Source organism: Chryseobacterium sp. NG-CE01, from assembly GCF_055695505.1.
In genome coordinates this window covers 158,262-181,953 of the sequence record NZ_CM146369.1, presented here as the reverse complement: position 1 = coordinate 181,953, position 23,692 = coordinate 158,262, and the positions used below count along the sequence as shown (strand labels likewise).

At 37.7% G+C, this 23,692-nt stretch carries 20 protein-coding genes; 9 read left to right on the top strand and 11 right to left on the bottom strand.

Annotated elements, in window-relative coordinates:
* Positions 1-21 precede the first annotated feature (21 nt).
* From ACYT6F_RS00905 to ACYT6F_RS00880, 6 genes are all read right to left on the bottom strand, one after another.
* Positions 22-435 carry a GxxExxY protein gene (locus ACYT6F_RS00905; protein ID WP_472599463.1) on the bottom strand — a complete coding sequence of 138 codons (414 nt, stop codon included), beginning with the start codon at positions 433-435 and terminating at the stop codon, positions 22-24.
* Between the two features lie 114 nt (positions 436-549).
* Entirely contained in the window at positions 550-1,797 is a 1,248-nt protein-coding gene (fahA, locus tag ACYT6F_RS00900; RefSeq protein ID WP_472599462.1) for a fumarylacetoacetase, read from the bottom strand.
* Between the two features lie 102 nt (positions 1,798-1,899).
* A complete protein-coding gene (locus ACYT6F_RS00895) occupies positions 1,900-2,382 on the bottom strand; it encodes a hypothetical protein (RefSeq protein WP_472599461.1) in 483 nt (160 codons plus the stop codon).
* 69 nt (positions 2,383-2,451) lie between these two features.
* Positions 2,452-3,582, bottom strand: coding sequence for a 4-hydroxyphenylpyruvate dioxygenase (hppD, locus tag ACYT6F_RS00890; RefSeq protein WP_472599460.1), 1,131 nt, complete (start codon positions 3,580-3,582; stop codon positions 2,452-2,454).
* Positions 3,583-3,744: 162 nt separating this feature from the next.
* A complete protein-coding gene (locus ACYT6F_RS00885; protein ID WP_472599459.1) occupies positions 3,745-5,019 on the bottom strand; it encodes an acetyl-CoA hydrolase/transferase family protein in 1,275 nt (424 codons plus the stop codon).
* Between the two features lie 173 nt (positions 5,020-5,192).
* Complete coding sequence (locus ACYT6F_RS00880; protein WP_472599458.1) at positions 5,193-6,380, bottom strand: homogentisate 1,2-dioxygenase; 1,188 nt, start codon at positions 6,378-6,380, stop codon at positions 5,193-5,195.
* Between the two features lie 121 nt (positions 6,381-6,501).
* On the opposite strand from ACYT6F_RS00880, the gene ACYT6F_RS00875 reads away from it, so the two are divergent.
* Positions 6,502-8,571 carry a TonB-dependent receptor plug domain-containing protein gene (locus ACYT6F_RS00875; RefSeq protein WP_472599457.1) on the top strand — a complete coding sequence of 690 codons (2,070 nt, stop codon included), beginning with the start codon at positions 6,502-6,504 and terminating at the stop codon, positions 8,569-8,571.
* Between the two features lie 323 nt (positions 8,572-8,894).
* Positions 8,895-9,302 carry a thioredoxin fold domain-containing protein gene (locus ACYT6F_RS00870; protein ID WP_472599456.1) on the top strand — a complete coding sequence of 136 codons (408 nt, stop codon included), beginning with the start codon at positions 8,895-8,897 and terminating at the stop codon, positions 9,300-9,302.
* Positions 9,303-10,139: 837 nt separating this feature from the next.
* Here the strand turns inward: ACYT6F_RS00870 and ACYT6F_RS00865 are convergent.
* Entirely contained in the window at positions 10,140-10,505 is a 366-nt protein-coding gene (locus tag ACYT6F_RS00865) for a DUF1304 domain-containing protein (protein WP_472599455.1), read from the bottom strand.
* Between the two features lie 65 nt (positions 10,506-10,570).
* Between ACYT6F_RS00865 and ACYT6F_RS00860 the strand changes: the two genes are divergently transcribed.
* Together ACYT6F_RS00860 and ACYT6F_RS00855 are read left to right on the top strand one after the other, a co-directional pair.
* Positions 10,571-11,143 (top strand): Crp/Fnr family transcriptional regulator, encoded by a 573-nt coding sequence (locus tag ACYT6F_RS00860; protein ID WP_472599454.1) that lies wholly within the window; start codon positions 10,571-10,573, stop codon positions 11,141-11,143.
* Between the two features lie 65 nt (positions 11,144-11,208).
* Positions 11,209-11,652, top strand: coding sequence for a carboxymuconolactone decarboxylase family protein (locus tag ACYT6F_RS00855; RefSeq protein ID WP_472599453.1), 444 nt, complete (start codon positions 11,209-11,211; stop codon positions 11,650-11,652).
* Positions 11,653-11,931: 279 nt separating this feature from the next.
* Here ACYT6F_RS00855 and ACYT6F_RS00850 read toward each other — a convergent pair whose 3' ends face one another.
* The 3 genes from ACYT6F_RS00850 to ACYT6F_RS00840 form a co-directional block, all read right to left on the bottom strand.
* Positions 11,932-13,092, bottom strand: a complete 1,161-nt coding sequence (locus ACYT6F_RS00850) for a hypothetical protein (RefSeq protein WP_472599452.1) — start codon at positions 13,090-13,092, stop codon at positions 11,932-11,934.
* 195 nt (positions 13,093-13,287) lie between these two features.
* Entirely contained in the window at positions 13,288-14,454 is a 1,167-nt protein-coding gene (locus ACYT6F_RS00845; protein WP_472599451.1) for a hypothetical protein, read from the bottom strand.
* A 31-nt stretch (positions 14,455-14,485) separates the two neighbouring features.
* Positions 14,486-17,041 carry a TonB-dependent receptor domain-containing protein gene (locus ACYT6F_RS00840; RefSeq protein ID WP_472599450.1) on the bottom strand — a complete coding sequence of 852 codons (2,556 nt, stop codon included), beginning with the start codon at positions 17,039-17,041 and terminating at the stop codon, positions 14,486-14,488.
* Between the two features lie 188 nt (positions 17,042-17,229).
* Between ACYT6F_RS00840 and ACYT6F_RS00835 the strand changes: the two genes are divergently transcribed.
* The 4 genes from ACYT6F_RS00835 to ACYT6F_RS00820 all read left to right on the top strand — a co-directional run bounded on the left by ACYT6F_RS00835 (position 17,230) and on the right by ACYT6F_RS00820 (position 21,442).
* Complete coding sequence (locus tag ACYT6F_RS00835; protein WP_472599449.1) at positions 17,230-17,907, top strand: response regulator; 678 nt, start codon at positions 17,230-17,232, stop codon at positions 17,905-17,907.
* A gap of 49 nt (positions 17,908-17,956) precedes the next feature.
* The gene (locus ACYT6F_RS00830; RefSeq protein WP_472599448.1) at positions 17,957-18,988 is read left to right on the top strand and encodes a sensor histidine kinase; all 1,032 of its coding nucleotides are present in this window, start codon (positions 17,957-17,959) and stop codon (positions 18,986-18,988) included.
* 130 nt (positions 18,989-19,118) lie between these two features.
* A complete protein-coding gene (locus ACYT6F_RS00825) occupies positions 19,119-19,715 on the top strand; it encodes an IS1096 element passenger TnpR family protein (RefSeq protein WP_472599447.1) in 597 nt (198 codons plus the stop codon).
* Between the two features lie 377 nt (positions 19,716-20,092).
* Positions 20,093-21,442, top strand: a complete 1,350-nt coding sequence (locus ACYT6F_RS00820) for an alpha-amylase family glycosyl hydrolase (RefSeq protein WP_472599446.1) — start codon at positions 20,093-20,095, stop codon at positions 21,440-21,442.
* 55 nt (positions 21,443-21,497) lie between these two features.
* Here the strand turns inward: ACYT6F_RS00820 and ACYT6F_RS00815 are convergent, their stop codons facing one another.
* Positions 21,498-23,024 (bottom strand): hypothetical protein, encoded by a 1,527-nt coding sequence (locus ACYT6F_RS00815; RefSeq protein ID WP_472599445.1) that lies wholly within the window; start codon positions 23,022-23,024, stop codon positions 21,498-21,500.
* 215 nt (positions 23,025-23,239) lie between these two features.
* On the opposite strand from ACYT6F_RS00815, the gene ACYT6F_RS00810 reads away from it, so the two are divergent.
* Positions 23,240-23,680 (top strand): hypothetical protein, encoded by a 441-nt coding sequence (locus tag ACYT6F_RS00810; RefSeq protein ID WP_472599444.1) that lies wholly within the window; start codon positions 23,240-23,242, stop codon positions 23,678-23,680.
* Positions 23,681-23,692 lie beyond the last annotated feature (12 nt).

Below are 23,692 nucleotides of genomic sequence, written 5' to 3'. Positions count from 1 at the left end.
GATAGAAAATCAAGATTTTCATTAACTGAGTTTTTCAAAATCTTTACTAACAAACGTTTCGGTCCCCTCACTGTATAAATTATAAACATTAAAATTAATTAATATTGATTTCGGAACTTTGAGTAAGTTCATGTAGTTCATAGTTTGTGCTTTATGAATTTTATGAAGTTCTTCAACCGATTTAATTTCTACTATAATCGCATGTTCGACCAAGAAATCACATTTTACTTTGCAATTAATATTTAAATCTTTATAAATAAGCGGTATTTCGAGCTCGCTTTTGTATTGAATACCAAGCAAGTCAAACTCCCTTTCCAGGCATTTATGATAAACATCCTCATAAAGACCAGGGCCAACAACTTTATGAACTTCAATACATGCTCCGATTATTTTGTATGTAAGTTCATTAACATATTTTTTTGTTAGTTTTTTCATCTGTTTGTGCTGTGGAAATGAAAATCGAAGATTTTCATTCTTATGTGTTCTTTAGCCAAGAATAATCATTATAATTCTTTGTGCCTAATGTGTTAAATTTTAGATTGATTAAATTTATTTAGCAGGAATAATTTTACCTGAAACTTCGCCAAAGCCCACTCTTACTCCATCTTTTTCAGCCCAGGCCTTCATCGTTACAGTATCATTATCATTGATGAATTTTCTTTCTTCGCCGTTGCTTAAAGTAATCGGATTCTGTCCTCTCCACGTCAGTTCGAGCATAGAACCGAAAGATTTCGGGTCGCTTCCTGAGATGGTTCCGCTGGCATACATATCACCCACCTCAACATTACATCCGTTTACGGTATGATGCGCCAACTGCTGGGTCATATTCCAGTACATATGCTTGTAGTTGCTTTCGCAGATCAGATTTTGTTCACCGCTTTCAGGCTGAATGTATACTTCAAGATTGATGTCGTAGTTTTTATCACCTTCAAATTGTAAATATTCCAATACTTCAGGATCCTGTTTTGGGGAAGCGGTTCTGAAAGGTTCCAGTGCTTCAAGGGTAACTACCCACGGCGAAACCGAAGATCCGAAGTTTTTAGCCAAAAATGGTCCTAATGGAACATATTCCCAGGATTGAATATCTCTGGCCGACCAGTCGTTGAAAATTACCATTCCGAAAATGGCATCTTCTGCTTCTTTGGTAGAAATGCTTTCTCCCATTTCCGTATTTTTATTGATAATGAATGCCATTTCCAGCTCAAAATCCAGCTGTTTAGAAGGTCCGAAAACAGGTTTTTCAACATCGGCAGGTTTTGTCTGCCCTTTGGGACGGTTGATCTCAGTTCCGGATACAACAATTGAGGAAGCTCTTCCATGATATCCTACAGGAATATGTTTCCAGTTGGGCAGTAAAGCATTCGCAGGATCCCTGAACATTTTACCGACGTTTGTTGCATGTTCAATGCTGCTGTAGAAATCCGTGTAATTCGGGATGTGTACAGGCATCATCATTTTTACCTTATCAAGATCGTAGAACGCTTCTTCAATGGTCTTTTCATCTTTAGACAAGATAGAATCTTCCTGCAGCAATTCCTGAATTTTCTGACGAACGGCATTGGTTATCGGTTTTCCAAGCTCAATAAACTCGTTTAAAGTGTAGGCTTCAAATACATTGTCTATCAAACCTTCTATTTCTTCGAAATATCCGTAATCATAAAGGGTTGCAAGATCAATGATCTGGTCTCCGATTCTTGTACAGCAACCGATGTATTCTTTGTTGAAAACGGCTACTCCGAACGGAATATTATGAATGGAAAAATCTGAATCTGATGAATATTCTACAAATGATTTCATAATTTACAGTTTAGATGGATTATTACAATCCGTTACAATTTTTAATTACATTATTTGAATCTGTTTTGTGTGCTTGATGCTATTCAAAACAAAGTTCAATAATTATTTTTTAGATTTATTTTTAGATTGGTTACCGGATAATGCCGCCTCATCGATCCATCTCGCTTTTGTATTCACATCAATGAGATAGAGAATGTTGTCCTGTTTGGTAAGGAGTAATGTTTTGGTAAGCGGGATCGGAACTTTCTTGTTCTCCAGCATATCGGCTCTCAGAGAAATGATGTTTTTCTTTCTGATGATATCTCCCGAGAAAACATTAGAGGTGCTTTCGTCGGTTTTTTTATCGTCGAATACTTCTACGTAAGTCGCTTTATTACCCTTGATAATAATAAAATCTCTTTCCGTATGGTCTGCCTCATCTTTGATGAAAACAAATTTCTTATTGTCAATATTCACGGATTCCAGATTCTGATTGACACCCGATCTTTCCTCAAGCCGGGTAAGGATCTGGTCCATTGTTCCGTACTGTGCTTTTGCAGTGAATATAGCGCCGGCAAATAGAATTGCCAATAATGTTTTCCTCATAATGATGTGTTTATAAAAAAGTTTTGTCAAGACTTTTGATCCTGACAAAACTTGATATTGTTATTAAAATTAAAGATTTCCTCTTCTCTCCTGTTCTCTTTCCAGTGCTTCGAACAATGCTTTGAAGTTTCCTGCTCCGAAGCTTTGCGCACCGTGTCTTTCAATGATTTCAAAGAAAAGGGTAGGGCGGTCTTCTACAGGTTTTGTAAAGATCTGCAATAAATACCCTTCTTCATCATGATCAATAAGGATGCCTAACTCCTGAAGCTTCTTAATATCTTCATCAATATGTCCCACTCTTTCAGGAACCATATCATAATATGCTTCCGGTGGAGCAGATAGGAATTCAACGCCACGTCTCTTCAGTTCTGTTACTGTATGAATAATATCTTTTGTTGCTACGGCAATATGCTGTACCCCTTCGCCTTCGTAGAAATCAAGATATTCTTCTACCTGAGATTTCTTTTTACCTTCTGCCGGTTCGTTGATCGGGAATTTCGCAAATCCGTTTCCGTTTGACATTACTTTAGACATCAGTGCAGAATATTCTGTGTTGATCTGTTTGTCATCAAAAGAAAGAATATTTACAAATCCCATTACTTTTTCGTACCATTCTACGGTTGGGATCATTCTGTTCCAGTCTACATTTCCTACACAGTGGTCTACATATAATAAGCCTGCTTCTTCAGGTTTATAGTCGCTTTCCCATTTTTCGTAACCCGGCATGAAAGGACCTGTATAGTTTTTTCTTTCGATGAACATATGCACAGTCTCTCCATAGGTATAGATTCCGGACATTCTTACTTCACCGTTTTCATCGGTTAATGTTACCGGCTCCAGATAAGGTTTGCCTCCTCTGGTTGTGGTTTCTTCAAATGCTTTATAAGCGTCATCCACCCAAAGTGCCAAAATTTTAACCCCGTCACCATGCTTTTTTACGTGTTCGTTAATCGGGGAATCAGATTTTAATCCTGTGGTAAGTACCAGCCTGATTTTTCCCTGCTGAAGAACGTATGATGCACGATCTCTCACTCCGGTTTCAGGACCGGCATATGCTACAGACTGGAAACCGAAAGCGGTTTTATAATAATGGGCAGCCTGTTTTGCATTTCCTACATAGAACTCAATGTAATCTGTACCGTTGATCGGTAAAAAATTCTCTGCTTGAGCAATTTTTTCGGCAAATGTAAGTGTTGACATATTCTATTTTTACTTTTATATTTATTGGACGCAAATTACGAATTTCTGACTAATACGAAAAATATTAACAAACAAACGTTAGGTAAACATCGGAAAAGCTTAATGAAAATTCATAATGCTTTACGTTCCGGTTTTTAATGATCAGTTTTTAAAGGATACGTATTAATGTTTGAATCTTTCATAAGCTGCTCTTTCCAGCATTTCACGGTCATCAGGATGCGCGATGCTGATGAGCTCCTGTGCTCTTTGCTTTAAATTTTTACCATATAAATAGGCTGTTCCATACTCCGTAACGACCCAGTGGATGTGGCCTCTTGTAGTAACAACTCCGGCTCCCGGCTTGAGATAAGGTACAATTCTGGAAACGCCTTTTTTTGTTCTTGAAGTGATAGCGATAATCGGTTTTCCGTCTTCGCTTAATGCGGCTCCCCTCATAAAATCCATTTGTCCGCCAATTCCGCTGTACTGCATGGTTCCGATGGAATCTGCACAAACCTGTCCGGTTAAATCTATCTCAATAGCCGAGTTGATCGCTACCATTTTTTTATTTCTCATGATATTGATCGGGAAGTTTACCGTACTTACATCATCGAATGAAAAAACCGTATTGTCATCTACGTAATCATAAAGCTTTCTGGTTCCGAAGCAGAAGCTGGTAATGGTTTTATTGTCGTTGTAGCCTTTATATTTATTATTGATAACATCATTTTGAATTAAATCAACCACTCCGTCGCTCAGCATTTCGGTGTGTACACCAAGGTCTTTGTGATTTCCCAGGCATTTTAAAACCGCATCAGGAATCGTTCCGATACCCATTTGCAGGGTGGAGCGGTCTTCAATAAGTTCGGCGACATTTTTTCCGACCTCCATTTCTTCGGGACCTACTTTTGATCCGTAATCGATGGTAGGAAGCTCTTCTTCATGCCATACCAGTTTATGGATTTTGCTGATGTGAATCATTCCGTCGCCGTGGGTTCTTGGCATTAAAGGATTAACAATTGCTACAATAATTTTCGCCGTGTCTACAGCTGCTCTGGCAACGTCTACCGAAGTTCCCAAAGTACAGAACCCATGCTTATCGGGTGGTGAGACGGTAATTAAAGCAACATCTAATGGCAAGATGTTTTTCCTGAAAAGAATAGGAATTTCACTTAAAAAAACCGGGACAAAATCTCCTCTGTCTGAATTGACAGCGTCTCTTACCGGCGAAGAAACAAATAATGAATTCACAAAAAATTTATCTTTATACTGAGGCTTGGCAATTTCTACATTTCCCTGCTGGGTAATAGAAACCATTTCAACATTTTCCAGACGGTGGGCCTGTCTTGCAAGTTCATCGATCAGGTAGTTCGGGGTACATGCGCTTCCGTGGAAAAATACGCGGTTTCCGCTTTTAATGGTATAAATGGCTTCCTCTGCACTGATATAATTGTACATATTGATTTTTTTATAAATTTTTCTCTGACTTAAAGATAGGTTTAATTGTTTTTATTAAGACCAAATATGCAAAGATTTTTGTCATGTTTGGCTCAGATTAAGTCAATAAAAAGACCGATGGCGGTGCATCGGTCCTGTATTAGATCTAAATTATAGACTTTTTATTTTGAAAATTACTCCTGAGAGCGGTCTTCCAGGGTTTTGTCCTGCTCGTCCAGCCAGGAAGTCTTATAGGAAGGATCTTCTACTTTCAACGCTTCTTCCGTAATTTTAAGCGGTTTGAAAGGATCTACCATCACAGCATATTCTTCGGTGAATTTTTTTCCGATGCTTCTTTCCATTGCTCCGGGATGCGGTCCATGAACGATTCCGCCGGGGTGTAAGGTAAAGTCCATCAGATCAATATGGTTTCGGCTCATGAAATCTCCTTCTGTATAGAATAAGACTTCATCAGAATCGATATTCGAGTGGTTGTACGGCGCAGGAATAGCCATCGGATGATAATCATACATTCTCGCACAGAATGAACACACCACAAAATTATGGCCTTCAAAGTTCTGGTGTACCGGAGGCGGCTGGTGAATTCTTCCCGTAATCGGCTCAAAATTTTTGATATTGAATTTATAAGGATAAAAATAGCCGTCCCAGCCTACAACGTCAAAAGGATGAGTGGCATAAATAAAATCGGTAATCTGATTTTCCTTTTTTACTTTGATTAAAAATTCTCCTTTTTCATCTTTCGGTTCAACAAAAACCGGAGCAACAATATCTCTTTCGCAGAATGGAGAATGTTCCAGCAGCTGGCCGAATTCATTTCTGTATCTTTTCGGGGTGTAAATCGGGGAGTGGCTTTCTAAAACGAAGAAAACCGTGTCATCGGAATGCAGTTCCACCTGGTAAATGGTCCCTCGCGGGATAATCAAATAATCACCTACAGCAAATTCAAGGTTGCCGACAAACGTTTTCAGTATTCCGGTTCCCTGATGTACAAACAGAAGCTCGTCACATTCTGCGTTTTTATAGAAATAATCGGTTGACTTTCTTGGTTTGGACAATCCCATTTTAAGGTCGTTATTGACCATAAGAAACTTTCTGCTGTCTAGAAAATCATCTTCAGGCGTTACATTCATTCCTTTGAACATCCTTGGTGTTACATTTTGGGCAACAGCAATTTTGGGCGTTACATCTTTGGCTTCATCAATGGATTTGATCTGTGTAGGACGGTGAATGTGGTACAATAAAGAAGAAATTCCATGAAAACCTTCGGTTCCGAAAAGCTGTTCATAGTAAAATTTATCTTCAGGAGATTTGAAAATCGTATGTCTTTTTTGGGGAATATTTCCCGACTGATGATATCTCATTTTACTTTTATATGTTGTTTCTCAAATGTAATAATTTTTCATGAATTGAATTTAAACAATATTCATGTAGAGTTTTGCAATTAAAAAATAATTGTTAGTTTTGTCTAACAATTTTAATTTCATGAAACAAATTCTTTTTAATTTCTTATTATTGCCGTCACTGTACTTTTCTCAACAAGCTGACAGTCTGGGTATAAAAGCTGTTGATGAACAAATTCCGGCAAAAATTTTACCACAAGAAATGAAAACAAAGAATATTGATGATGTAGTTATGACCGGTACCTTAAAGCCGGTAAGCAGATCAAAAAGTCCGGTTGCCGTAGAGATCTACAGCCAGAAATTTTTCCAGAAAAATCCTACCCCGAATATTTTTGAAGCTATTTCTATGGTGAATGGCGTTAAACCTCAACTGAACTGTTCAGTTTGCAATACAGGAGATATTCATATTAACGGTCTCGAAGGTCCTTATACCATGATTTTAATTGATGGAATGCCGATTGTAAGTTCACTTTCCACTGTGTACGGACTGAGCGGAATTCCTAACAGTCTGGTAGATAGAATTGAAGTAGTGAAAGGCCCGGCTTCTTCTATATATGGTTCCGAAGCGATGGGAGGCGTGATCAATATCATTACCAAAAATGCGCTGACCGCTCCGAAATTAAGCATTGATCTTATGACCACAACATGGAGTGAGAATAATGTTGATCTTTCCACTAAATTTAATGTTGGCAATAATATCGCTTCTTTATTAAGCCTTAATTATTTTAATTTCGAGAAGAGATTTGATGAAAATAAAGATAATTTTACGGACGGAGCATTACAGAACAGAATTTCAATCTTTAATAAATGGAATTTTAAGAGAAAAGAAAACCGTCAGGCCAGCTTTGCTTTGCGATATTTATATGAAGACCGCTTCGGGGGAGAAATGCAGTGGAACCGCAGCTACCGTGGAAGTGATGAAATCTATGGTGAAAGTATTTATACCAATCGGGTAGAAGCTTTCGGCATTTATCAATGGCCGTTGAAAGAAAATATCATTACGCAGTTTTCCTATAATTTTCATGATCAGAATTCGTTTTACGGAAACAATCCTTTTACAGCAACACAAAAGGTGCTTTTTGCACAGACTTTCTTGGATAAAAAGCTTGGAAATCATGATCTTACTGCGGGATTTACTTTAAAAAGAACCTTTTATGACGACAATACTCCCGGGACTTTGTCTCCTGACGGATCCACGAATGAACCTATGAAATCTCCGATATTGGGAGCGTTTGTGCAGGATCAATGGGATGTCAATGATAAAATTACATTATTGCTAGGATACCGGTTCGATTATGATAAAATTCATCATGCAGTACATTCGCCGCGTTTTGCGTGGAAATTTTCTCCCAATCCCTATCATGCACTGCGGTTTAATTTCGGGACCGGATTTCGGGTGGTGAATCTTTTTACTGAAGATCATGCGGCTCTTACCGGTTCGCGGGAAGTGATTATTCAATCTGATTTAAAACCTGAAAGATCGATTAACGGGAATCTTAATTATATATGGAAAATTCCGGCAGGGAAAAACCTGATCAATCTTGACGCTTCAGTATTTTATACCTATTTCAGCAATAAGATTGTAGGAGATTTTGATATAGATCCTGAAAAAATTATTTATGATAACCTGAAAGGTTATGGCATTTCAAGAGGAGCTTCCGTCAATGTAGATTACGTTTTTGATTTTCCGCTGAATGTGAATCTCGGAGTAACCTATCTTGACGTTTATCAGAAATTTGACGGTGAAAATGAAAAATCGCAGCAGCTTCATGCTCCGAAATGGAGCGGAACGTATGCTTTCACCTACAGGTTTACGAATAACCTGTCCATAGATTTTACCGGACAATTCTACGGACCGATGCGGCTCCCGATTTTACCGAATGACTACCGTTCTGAATATTCACCGTTGTATACATTGGCCAATATTCAGGTTTCTAAAAGTTTTAAATCCGGATTTGAAGTATATTGTGGAATCAAAAATCTGTTTAATTTCACTCCGAAAGATCCTTTAATGAGGCCTTTTGATCCTTTTGATAAAAACGTCAATGATCCTGTAACCAATCCTAATCATTATACTTTTGATACGACATACGGATATGCTCCGATGCAGAGAATAAGAGGTTTTTTGGGAATTAAATATATTTTGAAATAACAATTATAATTGAATATTAAAAGTTTTGGCAAAGATTATATTAAAAATGATCATTTTTTAGAAGGCAAAGGCAAATAAATTTGTTACGCGAAGCTTGGACCAATCACTTAGTTAAATTATTTTTTTTGGTCATTTAATGAGAAAGGAAATGGATGTTTCACGTTTAAAATAAGATTAACCGCAAAAGAAGCAAACGAATTATTTAAAAATCTAAAAAAAAGGTTCAAATCTTTTGTCTTTTTGCGGTAAAAAAATAATATGAAATGAAAAGCTTAACGATATTTTTATTTTTAATGTCAGTGCCGTGTTTTTGTCTTTCACAGATGAAAACAGGCACTTTTCCGGATTTGGAAATTCAGCATAGAGAGAATCCAAAGCCTGTTATTATTCATCTCTACACAAGCTGGTGTTCGGTCTGTAAAATTGAGGCTTTTCAGTTGGAAAAAGATAAGGATTTGATTCAATTGATTAATGAAAATTTTTATTTCATAAGCTTTGATGCCGAAAAAATGAGAGATAAAATTAATTTTCAGGGAAGGGAATTTGATTATTTACCGAACGGAAATTCCGGAATTCATGAGCTGGCTCTGGCTTTGTCGAAAAATAAAAGCCAGCCTGTTTATCCGCTGTGGGTTATTTTGGATGTCAATGGAAATTTGGCTGAATATCATGAGGGATTGTTTACCCCTGAAAAGATGAAGAAAAAGCTTGGCGAGATTTTGGATTTCTAAATTCCCGCAGATTTCGCGGATCACTCGGATTTTAGTTTAATTCTTATCTCATAGTTGTCATCCTGAAAGGATCTAATAATACTTTTAAGAGTACAAAGATGTTTGGAGACTATGATGTTAATATAATTCCCGCAGATCTCCCGGATTACGCAGATATTTTTACTTAAATTATTATTTCATAGTTGTCATCCTGAAAGGATCTAAACAGTACTTTAAGAGTACAAAAATGTTTAAAGACTATGATGTTATATAATTCCCGCAGATCTCCCGGATTACGCAGATATTTTTACTTAAATTATTATTTCATAGTTGTCATCATGAAAGGATCTAAACAGTACTTTAAGAGTACAAAAATGTTTAAAGACTATGATGTTATATAATTCCCGCAGATCTCCCGGATTACGCAGATATTTTTACTTAAATTATTATATCATAGTTGTCATCCTGAAAGGATCTAAACAATACTTTTAATAGTACAAAAGATGTTTGAAGAGAATGATGTTAATATAATTCCCGCAGATCTCCCGGATTACGCAGATTTTTTTACTTAAATTATTATTTCATAGTTGTCATCCTGAAATGGATCTAATAATACTTTTAAGAGTCAAAGATGTTTAAAGACAATAATATCTATTCCTCTGATTTTATTTTTTTTATTAGAGTAGTTATATTTTCCAAATAATTGTTGTAGCGCGAACTTTGTTAGCCCCGATTGAAGCTTTGTTTGAGCTCATTTTTTTGTTTCGGCGCGGCGGCGAAGCCGCCGCGCCGAAACAAAAAAATAGCGAGTGCGGAAAGCGGGAAACAGCTCCTAAAATATTAATCTACAATTAAAGTTTATTTCAAAAGTACTGCAATAATCGCCAGAATTGCCGGCAAGGCCTGAACAAAGAATATTTTTTTCGTCGCTGAAATGGCTCCGTAAATTCCGGCAACAGCAACACATCCCAGGAAAAATAAAGCAATATTGGTTTGCCATTTCGGATCTTCAATTAGGAAAGTCCAAAGCAATCCAGCTGCCAGAAAACCATTGTACAATCCCTGGTTGGCAGCCAAACCTTTTGTTGGCTTAAACATTTCAGGAGGTAAAGCGGATTTGAAAACTTCTTTCCCCTTGGTTTCCCAGGCAAACATTTCCATCCAGAGAATATAAAGATGCTCCAAAGCTACCGCTGCAATTAAGATTTTGGCTACAATTTCCATGATACCGTGTTTTGTGATTGTAAAACTAAAAAAATAAAGTTAAGTTTGATCATATAATTTCAGGAATGGAGACTTTTAAGCAACATTTGGATAAATTTATCGATATTAATGATGAAGAATTTACTTCTGTTATTTCTTATTTCCAGGTTTTGGAGGTGAAGAAAAAGCAGGACCTGATGTCTGATGGCGAAATCTGCAAGTCTATGTTTTTTGTCGTTAAAGGATGCCTTAGGAAGTTTTTTATTAACGAAAAAGGAATTGAACAGACAACAGAATTTGCGATTGAAAACTGGTGGATCACCGATACTTTTGCGTATGAAAGACAGCTCAAATCGGATTTTTGTCTCCAGGCGGTTGAAAAATCGGTCATTCTGAAAATCGATTTTCACTCTCAGGAAGCGCTGCTGAGAAAACATCCGGTGATGGAAAGATACTTCAGAATGATCTACCAACGTGCTTATGCTGCGGCGGAAAGGAGAATCCGGTATCTTTATGAGTTTTCACGAGAAGAGCTTTATGTGCATTTCAGTACACAATATCCATGGTTTATCCAACGGATTCCGCAATATCTCATTGCTTCTTTTCTGGGTTTCACGCCGGAATATTTAAGTGAAATCCGTGCGAAATTACGTTCTTAAACCAGTTTAAGATTTTTAGAATTCTAAAGCCGGAACTTTGTCTCAGAAATTTTAAAACAAATAATATGAGCGCAAGATTTGACTGGACAACAGTTCACCCGGCAGCTTACAAAGCAGGAATAGGAATGGAGGAATCCCTTAAAAACAGTTTTTTAACACCTATTCAGAAAGAATTAATCAAAATCAGGGCTTCACAAATTAACGGCTGTGCTTTCTGCATCAATATGCATACAAAGGATGCCATAAAATATGGTGAAACACCGCAAAGAATTTTTCTGCTGAATGCATGGCGAGAGACTAAAGAATTATTCACGGAAGAAGAGCAGATAATTCTGGAAATTACGGAAGAGATTACACTGATCAGCCAGAAAGGACTATCTGAGGAAACCTATCAAAAGGCCAAAACTCTTTTTAATGAAAATCAGCTTGCTGATATTATCATGGCAGCTGTAGTAATTAATATGTGGAACAGAATCGCTATTTCCACGCACATGCCGATCGGAAAATAAATTTTTATTTGAATTAATAAAAAGAGCCTTTCAGATTGGACTGCCCTAAAAGTTTAGACAAAAATTAAATTAGCCTGAGTTCGGTTTAGTAAAATTTAAAAATAATTGACCGTCATTTACGTTTTTTTCAAATTAAGTGACGGTTCTTTGGATTGAAACAATATGCTGTTTGCCTCCGAAAAATATTCATTATAAAATTGTCAGAAACTTAAATATACGAATTATTGCTATTTTTTACAAATTTTATTCTATTTTTATCCCGAACTGAGGTTAATTAATTTACTGTAAAGTAGACCAGCCAATTGCCCAAGCCGGACTAGCCAGCTTATTTCCCGCGCCTGTAGCATCTGCTTTTTCGGTGTAGGTAGATGGCAGAATGGTTACGGTTGAACCATCGGTTGCCTTTGCTGTCATCTTATTGGTAACATTGGTGTCAAAAAATACATCTTTTATTTTGCTTTGACCGTTGATATAGGTTACTGTAGAATTACTTTCAAGACTGAAACCGTCTGTCCAGTTAGAAAGTACTACATTTTCAAAATTAGCATACGTTCCCGAATACAGTCTTATAGCCTGTGATTCTCCGGAAGTTCCGCCAAGAAGGGTAACATTTTTAAGGGTTGGGTTGGATCTTGGTGAGGCATCGGCATTTGTATTATTAATTCCTTTGATCCCGGTATTTCCCGTACCGCTGGTTCTTCGTTTTGTATATACATTGGTAGCTGTTCCGATCCATCCGTCTGTCCAGACAAAAGCATCATCTGCATTGCTTATGGAAATAATATTGGAAATGTTTACCGTTCCGCCATACATCTGGATGCCGTCTTCTGCACCATTTACCACAGCGATATTTTCTACTTTCGTATCACTTCCCACACCATAGAGCGCCAGACCTTTGAAATTCTTATCAGTGGCGAAATTAATTCCCGCATTTTGGATTCTCACATAAGTTAATGATCCTGAATTATCAGAAGCTGAAGTTCCTCCGTAGGTTGCATTTCCGACTTCGGAAGTAGCGGTTGCCTCGGTATTGATGGGTGCTTTACCGCATATCATAACTCCACCCCAGCTTCCCGCAGTGGCAGCAGATGAATTAAATGTCACGGGGGAGGCCGGTGTTCCGTTGGCATAGATCTGTCCGCCCTGTTCTACCAAAAGGTAAGAATCTGCACCGGCGGTTGCTACAATTCTTGTTCCTGCCGGAATTACGAGTTTACCGCCGGATTTCACCCGCACCGCACCGTTGAGTACATATACTTTTGTTGCATCAAGCGTGACGATCTGGCCTTCGGTAACTTCTCCTTTGAAATTAGCAGGATCCTGTGCAATTCCCACAACTGCAATAGTGGCTGTATCTTCATCTTCGGAACATGAATGCAAGACAAAAGGAGTACTTATAATGACAGCTGCAACGAAGAGCTTCAGATAATTTTTTCTCATAATATTCAGATTACTATGCTTAATGGAATTTTAAATGCTGTTTTGTTTCAAAAGGCCAAATTACCATTTTTTCGTGTATTTTCCATAATTAAAGATGGGGGTGAGTGTATTATTATTTGATGAAATGCAAAACGGCATCAGAAAAAAATTCCGATGCCGTTTTTTAATTTGATATGAAGAAACTAATTACTAATCTTATAAGCTAGACCATCCTGATGCCCAAGAAGGAGTAGCTGTACCGCTTCCTGCTCCTGCAGCATTTGTATTTTCTGTATACGTATTGGCCAAAACGGCTACTGAAGTTCCTGCGTTGGATTTAGCAGAAGCTTTAGTTGTAACATTGTCAAATTTGATATTGGTAATTTTACCGCCACCATTGAAATAGCTTACAGATGCATCATTTTCGATATTGATTCCTGTAGACCATCCTGAAAGTACTACGTTGTCTATTGTAGCATATGTACCTACTCTAAGTTTGAAACCATCTGCCTCTCCTGAAGTTGCTCCTATGAAAGTGGCATTCTTGATGGTAGGATTTGATCTTGGTGATGCATCGTGGTTATTAGAGTTATTATCAGCCTCAATACCTCTGTTTCCTGTACCGTTGGCTCTTCTTTTACCATAGATATTGGTAGCTGTACCGTTCCATCCTTCAGTCCAGTCGAAAGCATCATCCTCGTTACCGATAGATACAATATTTGAAACATTTACAGTTCCGCCGAAGAATTCGATACCATCGTCAGATCCGTTTACCAAAGCAACGTTTTCTATTTTTGTACCGTTGCCCACTCCGAAAAGAGAAAGTCCGTTGAATTCTTTATCAGCTGTGAAGATTGCTCCGGCATATTCTACTCTCACATAAGTAAGAGATCCTGAGTTATCTGTAGGGTTTGTACCTCCATAAGTAGCATTTCCTACTTCAGCAGTAGCAGAAGTTCCTTTGTTGATAGGCGCTCTACCGCAGATTACTAATCCTCCCCAGCTTCCAGGTGTTGCAGCAGGAGATGTAAATACTACAGGAGCAGAAGCTGTACCGTTGGCAAAGATCTGTCCTCCCTGTTCTACTGTAATAAATGAAGAAGTACCACCTGTTGCTTCTATTCTAGTACCGGCAGGAATTACAAGTTTACCACCGTTTTTTACCATTACAGCACCTGTAAGCTTGTATACTTTAGTAGGATCTAACGTTACAACCTGTCCGTTAGGAACATCACCTTTAAAGTTATTCGGGTCCTGAGCGATTCCTACAGGAGATACTGTTGGGATTGAATCATCATCATCGCTGCTGCTGCATGATTGAATAGCGAATGAAGTACCAATAAATAAAGCCGCAGCTATTAATTTTAAGTGATTCTTTTTCATAATACTTTTTAGATTTTATTTCTGTTTTAATTTAAAATTCATATGAGAGTCCTAAGCTCAGTCCGACACCTCTTTTGTATTCTTTAGAGATAAGTTCTGTGTTTTCATTATCCTGAACTCTTTTTATGGTAGGATTTATCAAGTTTTTGCCCTGAAGTGAAATTCCTAGTCCGTTATTAAACTTGAATCGTACCGTAGCATCTAGCGTGCTAATCGCTTTATCTACCATATTTCCTCTTTTTTCGAATCCTAATGAGTAGATATTATCTCCGATATAAGAGTAAGCTACCACAAGATCGAGATTTCCGTTTTTGAACTTGTTCTCCCAACCAAGGTTTACATTGGCAAGGAAATCTGATGCGCCCTGCATTTTTTCTTTATCTTTCAGGAAGTTTCCGGAAACATAGGTGTTTTCTTCTGTAAGCTTTTTGGAATCAAGATCCTGTTCTGTATTAAGATAAGTTGCATTAAGGAAAGTATAGAATCTTGAGTTTCCTTTTGTGTAAAGATCTTTTCTGAATTCAATCTCAGCCCCGAATACTCTTGCACTTTCTCCTACATTGGCAAAAGATACTACGTTGGAAGATGAAGCAATTGTAATTCTTGAAATAGGATTTTTGATATATTTACCGAAAGCTGTAACGGAGATTACTTCGTTCTTTTTCGGGAACCATTCCCATTTAAGATCTAAATTATAATTATCGGAAGGGTAAACATCCTTATTACCTAAGCTTGATTCGTCAATGTCTTCATATTCAAACGGAGCCATTTCAAGCAAAAGCGGAGTCGTATAGGTTTTGGAAGCTGATAATCTGAAGTTATTGAAATCATTTAAGGCATACTTCACATTTAATGAAGGTAATATCTTGTTATAATTCTTATCTAAATTTCCTCCGTTGGAAATAAGTGCCGTATTGTAAGTCATTTTCTGACTCAGGTTATCATAACGTACACCGATTTGCGCGGTAAGCTTTTCATTAAATTTATAATCAAGGTTAGCATATCCTGCATTATTGAAGATCTCTGAAGTAAAGAACTGAGGAATCAGTGCTGTAGCGGGATCAAATTTCACATCACCTCTGAATGTTACGATGTCAAATGCACCGATCTGATAATTCAGGGGATTGAAGAAAGTATCGTAATTATTAGGATCTACAAAGTAGCTTCCCTGGCTGAGTTTTATTCTGAAGTTATACTGAGTCGCTCTGAAATCACTGTCTTTATATCTTCCGCTGTACCCTAAAGTAAGTTTTACATTTTCGGAAAATTTATAATCTGCATGAACATCACCTACATAATCATTTTCAATCAGGTTATCATAGTATCTGTTGTTTGCTCCCGGGTTACTGCTGGCGAAGAAACTTGTGTTAAGCTCTTTGTCAAATATAGTAACATTCTGCTGACGGTCCGGTCTTTTGCTTTCAAGTCTGTTGAAACCCAGGTTCCAGGAGATCTTTAATGGCTCAGAAAGTGTATGCTCACCTCTTAATTGATTAACGAATAAATCGTTTACTTTATAAGTGGCTCTTCTAAGATTAGTAGCATATCTCTCCTGCAGAGGGTCATTATCATAATAATCCCTGTTATATCCCATATAATTCCCCAGTTTCTGATCTGTGGTATGAATATAGTTGGTGGTGAAATTGATGTTATGATTACTGTTGATCTTATAATTCAAATTAAGTAAGCCGGTACTGTTAGTAAGATATCTGTATTCTTCGGCATCCTGATAGATTTTCAGGGCTGTATTCTGTCCGTCGTAAGCACCTCCTGCAATACCTTTTACATATCCATAATCGTTGTCGAAAGCTGCATAACCGAATATGCTCAATCTTCCTGTAGAACCTACTTTAAAATTTGTTCCGAAATCGATTCCTAATGATGAGGCAAAAGGATTATTTTGTTCTTTATTCTGCCATGAAGTTTTAAAAACATATCCTGCACTGGCTACAGAAGCATTGGAAGGTTTTTTAATAATATCGGTTCCGAAAAAATTAGGGCCGTCCTGCAGGTAAAAATTGCTTTTATCAATAGCGTTGAAATTTACCGAAGACCCGAGATTTACTCTGAAATAAGGTTTTCCGGTATATACTTTTGAAACGATATCCACATTGGCTCCTGCCATATCTCCCCATATTCTTGGAGTATATACTTTTTCCAGGCTCAGGTAATCGATCATGTCCGTTTTTACAATTCCCAGATCGATATTTTTATATAAAGGATCATTTGACGGAATAGGAAGTCCGTTTAATGTAGTTGAATTATATCGGTCTCCAAGACCTCTTACGAAAATTTGTCCGCTGCTTTCCTGCTTCTGAGTACCGGTTGCCTTGGTAACTGCTGTTGCCGCATCACCAACTCCCTGTTTGGTAAGCTGTACAGAACCTACTCTTTCAATAACCTCTACAGATTTTTTCTGAAGACTGATAATATTAGATTCAGCACCTTTTTTAGTAGTTCCCTGAATAATGACACCTTCGATTTTTTTCTCTTTCTTTACGGTGTCGTTTTTGGTCTCTTGAGCGTAAAGTACAGTTCCCGATGTTGTTAAAAACAAAACTGCGATACTCAGTTTTCTAAAATTCATTTCTTTTTTACTATATAACTTTCGGTGCAAAGGAAGAAAGAATCTGTGGTGTAAATGGTTTAGGGAAATTTAATTTTTTCTTAACTAAACATTAAGAAAAGGATATTATTGTTAACTTTATGTGAACGATGTCCCTTTTATTAAACTGTGATTAAAATATTATTAACTTTGACTCGTAAAAATTAGAAATGAACCAAAAGAAAATCCTCTTAATAGACGATGAATTGGATATTTTAGAGATTCTGTCTTACAACCTGGAAAAGGAAGGCTATGATATCTATACAGCTACAAATGGTAACGAAGGTATCGATAAAGCTAAAGAAATTGTTCCGGATCTAATACTATTAGATGTCATGATGCCGGAAAAAGACGGCATCGAAACATGTCAGGAACTCCGTAAAATTAAAGAACTTCAGAAAACACTGATCGTTTTTCTTTCAGCAAGAAGCGAAGAATTCTCTCAGCTGGCAGGTTTTCAGGCAGGAGCAAACGATTATATCGTAAAGCTTATCAAACCGAAAATCCTTATTTCTAAAGTAAATGCTTTATTACTGCTTACTTCGCAGGTTTCCGATAATTCAAAGCTGATCGAGATCGGTGATCTGATCATTGACAAGGACAATTTCCGGGTATCGAAAAGCGGACAACAGTTTTTGCTTCCGAAAAAAGAGTTTGATCTTCTTTACTTGCTTGCTTCCAATACGGAAAAAGTATTCAAAAGAGAAGAAATCCTGGAAAAAGTGTGGGGAAATGACGTAATTGTAGGAGAAAGAACAATTGATGTACACATCAGAAGATTGAGAGAAAAATTAGGAATCAATACAATTCAGACACTAAAAGGAATTGGGTATAAACTTATTGTTTAATACTCAATTTCTATTTCTTACCTTTATATCAACCTAAAAAATTGTAAAATTGAAATTTTACAGACTTACCCTCGTCGCCTCTTGTCTGCTGACATTGGTGATGTTTCTTTTAGTAATCATTTTCGATTCGCTAAAAGATATATATTACAGAACCCCTTTCTTTAAAATAGGGCTTTTCATCTGCCTTATTCTTATTTTTATCATTAATTATATCGTGTTAGAGCTGTTGTTCAATTACTATGGTAAAAAACAGGTTCGCGGCCTTTCGCAGCTCCTGCCTCAGGAAATTGTTCATGACAATGACGAGAATATTACTATTAAGGAATTAGGAGAAAGATTTTCAGATCTCAACCAGAAGAAAGTTACCGAGCTCGATATGATGAAAGAAATGGAAAGTTACCGGAAAGAATATATCGGGAATGTATCTCATGAACTCAAGACACCCTTGTTTTCCATTCAGGGATACGTAGAGACCTTAAGAGACGGAGGTGTTGATAATCTCACCATTCGTGACAAATATCTGGAAAGAATTGATAAATCGGTAGAAAGGCTCATTGCCATCGTTACCGATCTTGATATGATCAACCGGCTGGAAGCGGGCGAAATAAACCTTACCGTTTCAAGATTTGATGTCAATCTTCTGATCAGGGAAATTTTTGACCTTCTTGACCTCGAAGCCGAAAAGCACAACGCCACCATGCAGATCCAGACGCTGCATCCGCAGATTTTTGTAGAGGCAGATAAGCAGAAAATTTCGCAGGTCTTTATTAATCTTATTTCCAATGCCATTCATTACGCCAACAGGCAGGAAGCTAAAGTCGTTGTAAAGACAAGTGTTCTGAAAAATAAAGTGCTGATCGAAGTAATAGACAACGGTATGGGAATAAAAGCCGAAAGCCTGCCAAGAATCTTTGAAAGATTTTACCGCGTAGAAACCAGCCGAAGCCGAAGGGAAGGAGGTTCGGGATTAGGACTGGCCATTGTAAAACATATTCTCGAGGCCCATAACGAAAACATCACCGTGGAAAGCGTGTACCTTGAAGGTACGAAATTCAGTTTTATGCTTGAAAAAAGTAAATAATTTCTGCAAAATGTATGAAAAAAAAATATTTTAAAAAATCCTGAAATATTTTTTTGTCACATCTCATTTATTTTATATTTGCAACAGAGATTTATCATAATAACAAAGGCAAAAAAGTAATTTTAAACTGATGGTTTACAAAATCCGCGTAATATTAGATGCGAAAGAAGATATTTTCCGGGATATCGAAGTTAAAGGAAAACAGACGCTATGGAACTTACATTTAGGAATTAAAAGTGCGTTCAGCTTGCAGGGAGACGAGCTTTCAGCTTTTAATTTGCTGGAAGAAGACGGAACGATCTTAAAAAGTGTTCCGTTGGAAGACATGAGTGACGATGGCGATGGAGAGATTATGTCGGATGTGTACATCGATGAAGCTTTCGAAAATAAAGGTGATAAAGCTCAGTTTCAATATGGACTTCTTGATCTGTGGGAATTTTTCTGCGAATTGATCGAGATTATTGACGAAACAAAAGGCGTAAATTATCCCATCACCGTATACAGATTCGGAAACGTGCCTTTAAAAGCACCAAGCAAAAGCGGAACGGGAGGGTCTAAAAGAAAATCGGCCATGCCATTGCTGGATGATGATTTCAGCTTTGAAGACGACTTCAATGTCAGCGGAAATTTTGCGGATGAAGACGACGACAATTTCGACGATGAGGAAGAAGAAGATTACAATGACGATGTTTTTGATGATGAAGATGATAACGAAGACGAAAGATAATCAAACAAATAATATTACAGCCCTGAATGCTATTCAGGGTTTTTTTGTGCGGTGCTGTCAGAAACCTTTGTACTACTCAGTATGATCGATATTCAAATTAATTTTCAGGAGCTTTTTCGCGCTTTCCGCACTCGCTATTTTTATTTTTTGGTTGCGGCGGCGAAGCCGCCGCAACCAAAAAAATAAAAATGAGCTCAGACAATTGCTGCAATCGCGGCTAGGGTCTGAGACATTAGAAGAAATGCAGATCATTAAAATCAGTGGACCACAACAGAGACGGTCAGGTTATATTAACTTAGATGCTCAGCATTTTAAAATTAAGCATTCACAGTTCACTTTTTCCAATCACAATTGCTATTTTTGTTAAAAGAGAAATAATGAAAAAATTAATTTTATTAGCGATAATGGGCCTGGGAATTGTTTCCTGTGCCACCCAAAATACAACAAAAAAAATGAAGGAACAGCCTAGAGAATGGAAACACACCACCAATATTTACGAAGTTAATGTAAGACAATATACAAAAGAAGGAACCTTCAGAGCCTTTGAAAAAGAAATGCCGAGGCTGAAATCGATGAGCGTGAAAACCCTGTGGTTTATGCCGGTTACTCCTATTGCACAGCAAAACAAAAAAGGAAGTTTGGGAAGTCAGTATGCCGCTGCAGATTATACTTCCATTAATCCGGAATTCGGAACGATGGATGATTTCAAACATATGGTGAATGAAGCACATCGCTTGGGATTTAAAGTCATCATCGACTGGGTGGCCAATCATACCGGATGGGATCACGTTTGGACGAAGACACACCCCGAATTTTACCTGAAAGATCCTGACGGAAGCTTTCACCGTGCTTCAGGAATGGATGATATCATAGAGCTGGATTACAAAAGCCAGGAAATGCGTCTTGCAATGATCGACGCTATGAAGTTCTGGATCAGGGAAACAGGGATCGACGGATTCCGGTGTGATCTCGCTTCGTGGGTTGAAGTCGATTTCTGGCAGCAGGCCCGCCCTGAAGTGGAAAAAATAAAACCGCTCTTCTGGATCGGCGAATATGATGAACTCGAAAACCCGGAATACGGAAAAGTTTTTGATGCAAGCTACTCTTGGAAATGGATGCACAAATCAGAAGATTATTATAAGAAAAACCTTCCGATACAGGAACTGAAAGATCTTCTCATACAATATTCCAATATCGGGGATGGCTCAATGAGGGCCTGGTTTACCTCCAATCACGATGAAAACTCATGGAATGGCACCGAATATGAAAAGTATGGAGTGATTGCCAAGCCAATGGCAGTCTTCTCTGCAACATGGAACGGAATTCCTCTGCTCTATTCCGGACAGGAGCTGCCTAATATGAAAAGACTCGAATTCTTTGAGAAAGACCCGATACAATGGACCAACAATTACCAGATGGCGGAGTTTTATAAAACTTTATTAAATCTGAAATCATCCAATCCTGCTTTAAGAGGAGGAGATTCTAACGTTGGAACTTATCTCCTGAATACGACTGCCAATGATAAGATTTTTTCTTACCTGAGAAAAAACGGCAATCATGAAGTTTTGGTTGTGTTAAATATGTCAAAAGATCCTGTTGATTTCAGTATTGAAGATGAGCATCTGTCAGGATCCTTTAAAAATGTTTTCACTAAAATGAACAGAAACTTTCAGGACGGAAAAAGTTTTACTTTCAAACCCGGCGATTATGCTGTTTTTGAAAAATAATATAAAAAATCTCCGCCATTTTTGGCGGAGATTTTTTGTAAGTTTTTGGTATTTATTATGGAGCTACTAATTTAATATCATCAATCACCCAATATTCATCTTGTGCTGCAGTTTGATTATGTTTCACTGTTATTCTGAATCTCAATTGAGAAATAGTATTAGGAATCCCTGTAATAGACAATGTGGAAGGTCCAGTTGCTAAATTGTTGCCGGAACCAGAGTTTTGGCTGAAATTGGTTCCGTAAGTTGTACTTGTATTTCCTGTTGCACTAAATGCCCAGTTGGCATTACTATTACCACCCTGCTGTAATGTAGTTGTATACGTGCTGCCTCCATCGGAAGAAACTTCTACCAGAATATTATCATTTGTCCCTGAATCTAAACCTTGCCCTGGGCTTGTTCCAAAAGCGGCAACCCTCATAGAAAATGTCATATTATTAGTGTATTGCGTAGCGTCAATAACAGGAGAAAGAAAAACTACATTAGCACCATTTGCGCCAGACGTTCCGCCAAACTGATAACCTCTTGTACCTGAAGCAAATTTAGGACTGTTGGATGGGCTCCATGCCGCCGCCGAATTACCACTTACAATACCTGTATTTGCATTGGCTAGGGTTGTAGTCACTGTAAAATAACCATTTGCTATACCCGATTCAAATCCTTCGTTGAAGATGTCTCCTGAAATCAAGCTTGGCGATGTTACCGGGCCTATGTATGAGGAACCAGTTTCTGTACCCGTTATTGTACCTGAAGTTGCAATAGGAGTTACGTAGAATTTAATATACTTTCCAACATCACCAGGTCCTACAACATAAGTAACTGCATTTGCTCCTGCTATAGTTGTTTCATTAGCTCCCGATGCATTATCAGAACGGGTCCACCTGAAAGTAGAAATTCCCTGCGTATTTCCTTCAGTATCATTATAAGTATAGTTTCCCGTAAGAGTTTGTCCCTGCAGTGCATTTCCTGTAACCGACACTCCGGTAGCAGTAGGAGCCTGGTTTGCGCCGATGGGTCCGCCCCAGGCAGAGCATTTTTGTAAACCCGGTGAAGCGCCAGTTAAAGAACCCGGAGTTACACAGAACTGAATAAACTTATTCAGGTCTGCCGCGTTTGCAGTATAGTTTTGAGCTGTCGCAGAAGCGATTGTTACGATATTGGTTCCTGAAACGTCATCTGCTCTTTTCCAGGTAAGCGCGGTTGCATTATCCGGATTGCTTTCCGCATCCGAAAATGTATAATTTCCGGTAAGTACAGAACCGCTTGTATAATTTCCGGCAATTGTGACATTGGTTGCAGAAGGAACCGTATTAATTTCTTCATAACCCAGATTTTGCCATTTTGTGCCGTCCCAACCGATAAAGACTTTCCTGTCCTTATCAAAAACAACAAGACCTTCACTTGCCGTAGCAGCAAGAGTATTAGCTGCTGCGGTGGTCAATCTTGGTACAACCAATCCTTTGGTGTCGGATTGTATGTCCAGAACAGACGAAGGATGAGGTGTCTGAGTATTGATCCCTACTTGTGAAAAAAATAATATAGGACAAGCAGTTAATAACGCAGTAAATAAATTTTTTTTCATAGTGTTTTTTTTTAAATTAAAAGATAGAATAGATGATTTATACTTTGAAATTGAATAGCTCGTTAAATCAACAATCAAATTTAGAAAATTTTCATATAATGGTGATAAAAATGTTTTTATGTTAAATCGTGATCTGTTTCAATAATAGTATCTGGAATAATAATAGCAATTAAATTATTAATACATTTGAAATGATTATATGAAATGAATTCTGTATGGATAAATCAAAATTACTGGACACCGTAAAAAGCAAACTTTCAGAGAAAATTCAGAAATTTGAAAAACTTATTGAAGATACCCGCGCTTCAAATAACGATACCAAAAGTTCGATGGGCGACAAGTACGAAACAGGACGAGAAATGCTCCAGCAGGAAATCAATAATCTCCAAAGACAGTTGAATGAAGCATTGAATCAGCAGGCATTGCTGCAGAAAGTAAGCACTGAAATTTCTGTCAAAGTACAGAACGGAGCCTTAATAGAGACAGACAAAGGGTTATTCTATATCGCTGCTTCCGTAGGAGAAGTGGTATGTGAAAACCGGAAAGTGATGACTGTTTCTACAGAATCTCCTTTAGCAAAAGCAATAACAGGACTGACGAGCGGACAGAGTTTTTCACTCAATAATGTATCTCAGATTGTTAAACAGATCTGGTAAAATACCTTTTCG

Coding starts and splice junctions, on each gene's coding strand:
- ACYT6F_RS00880 (WP_472599458.1), bottom strand. CDS start 6,380: ATGAGATATCATCAGTCGGGAAATATTCCCCAAAAAAGACATACGATT.
- ACYT6F_RS00835 (WP_472599449.1), top strand. CDS start 17,230: ATGAACCAAAAGAAAATCCTCTTAATAGACGATGAATTGGATATTTTA.
- hppD (WP_472599460.1), bottom strand. CDS start 3,582: ATGTCAACACTTACATTTGCCGAAAAAATTGCTCAAGCAGAGAATTTT.
- ACYT6F_RS00865 (WP_472599455.1), bottom strand. CDS start 10,505: ATGGAAATTGTAGCCAAAATCTTAATTGCAGCGGTAGCTTTGGAGCAT.
- ACYT6F_RS00855 (WP_472599453.1), top strand. CDS start 11,209: ATGAGCGCAAGATTTGACTGGACAACAGTTCACCCGGCAGCTTACAAA.
- fahA (WP_472599462.1), bottom strand. CDS start 1,797: ATGAAATCATTTGTAGAATATTCATCAGATTCAGATTTTTCCATTCAT.
- ACYT6F_RS00850 (WP_472599452.1), bottom strand. CDS start 13,092: ATGAGAAAAAATTATCTGAAGCTCTTCGTTGCAGCTGTCATTATAAGT.
- ACYT6F_RS00825 (WP_472599447.1), top strand. CDS start 19,119: ATGGTTTACAAAATCCGCGTAATATTAGATGCGAAAGAAGATATTTTC.
- ACYT6F_RS00860 (WP_472599454.1), top strand. CDS start 10,571: ATGGAGACTTTTAAGCAACATTTGGATAAATTTATCGATATTAATGAT.
- ACYT6F_RS00845 (WP_472599451.1), bottom strand. CDS start 14,454: ATGAAAAAGAATCACTTAAAATTAATAGCTGCGGCTTTATTTATTGGT.
- ACYT6F_RS00820 (WP_472599446.1), top strand. CDS start 20,093: ATGAAAAAATTAATTTTATTAGCGATAATGGGCCTGGGAATTGTTTCC.
- ACYT6F_RS00875 (WP_472599457.1), top strand. CDS start 6,502: ATGAAACAAATTCTTTTTAATTTCTTATTATTGCCGTCACTGTACTTT.
- ACYT6F_RS00885 (WP_472599459.1), bottom strand. CDS start 5,019: ATGTACAATTATATCAGTGCAGAGGAAGCCATTTATACCATTAAAAGC.
- ACYT6F_RS00840 (WP_472599450.1), bottom strand. CDS start 17,041: ATGAATTTTAGAAAACTGAGTATCGCAGTTTTGTTTTTAACAACATCG.
- ACYT6F_RS00870 (WP_472599456.1), top strand. CDS start 8,895: ATGAAAACAGGCACTTTTCCGGATTTGGAAATTCAGCATAGAGAGAAT.
- ACYT6F_RS00905 (WP_472599463.1), bottom strand. CDS start 435: ATGAAAAAACTAACAAAAAAATATGTTAATGAACTTACATACAAAATA.
- ACYT6F_RS00815 (WP_472599445.1), bottom strand. CDS start 23,024: ATGAAAAAAAATTTATTTACTGCGTTATTAACTGCTTGTCCTATATTA.
- ACYT6F_RS00895 (WP_472599461.1), bottom strand. CDS start 2,382: ATGAGGAAAACATTATTGGCAATTCTATTTGCCGGCGCTATATTCACT.
- ACYT6F_RS00810 (WP_472599444.1), top strand. CDS start 23,240: ATGGATAAATCAAAATTACTGGACACCGTAAAAAGCAAACTTTCAGAG.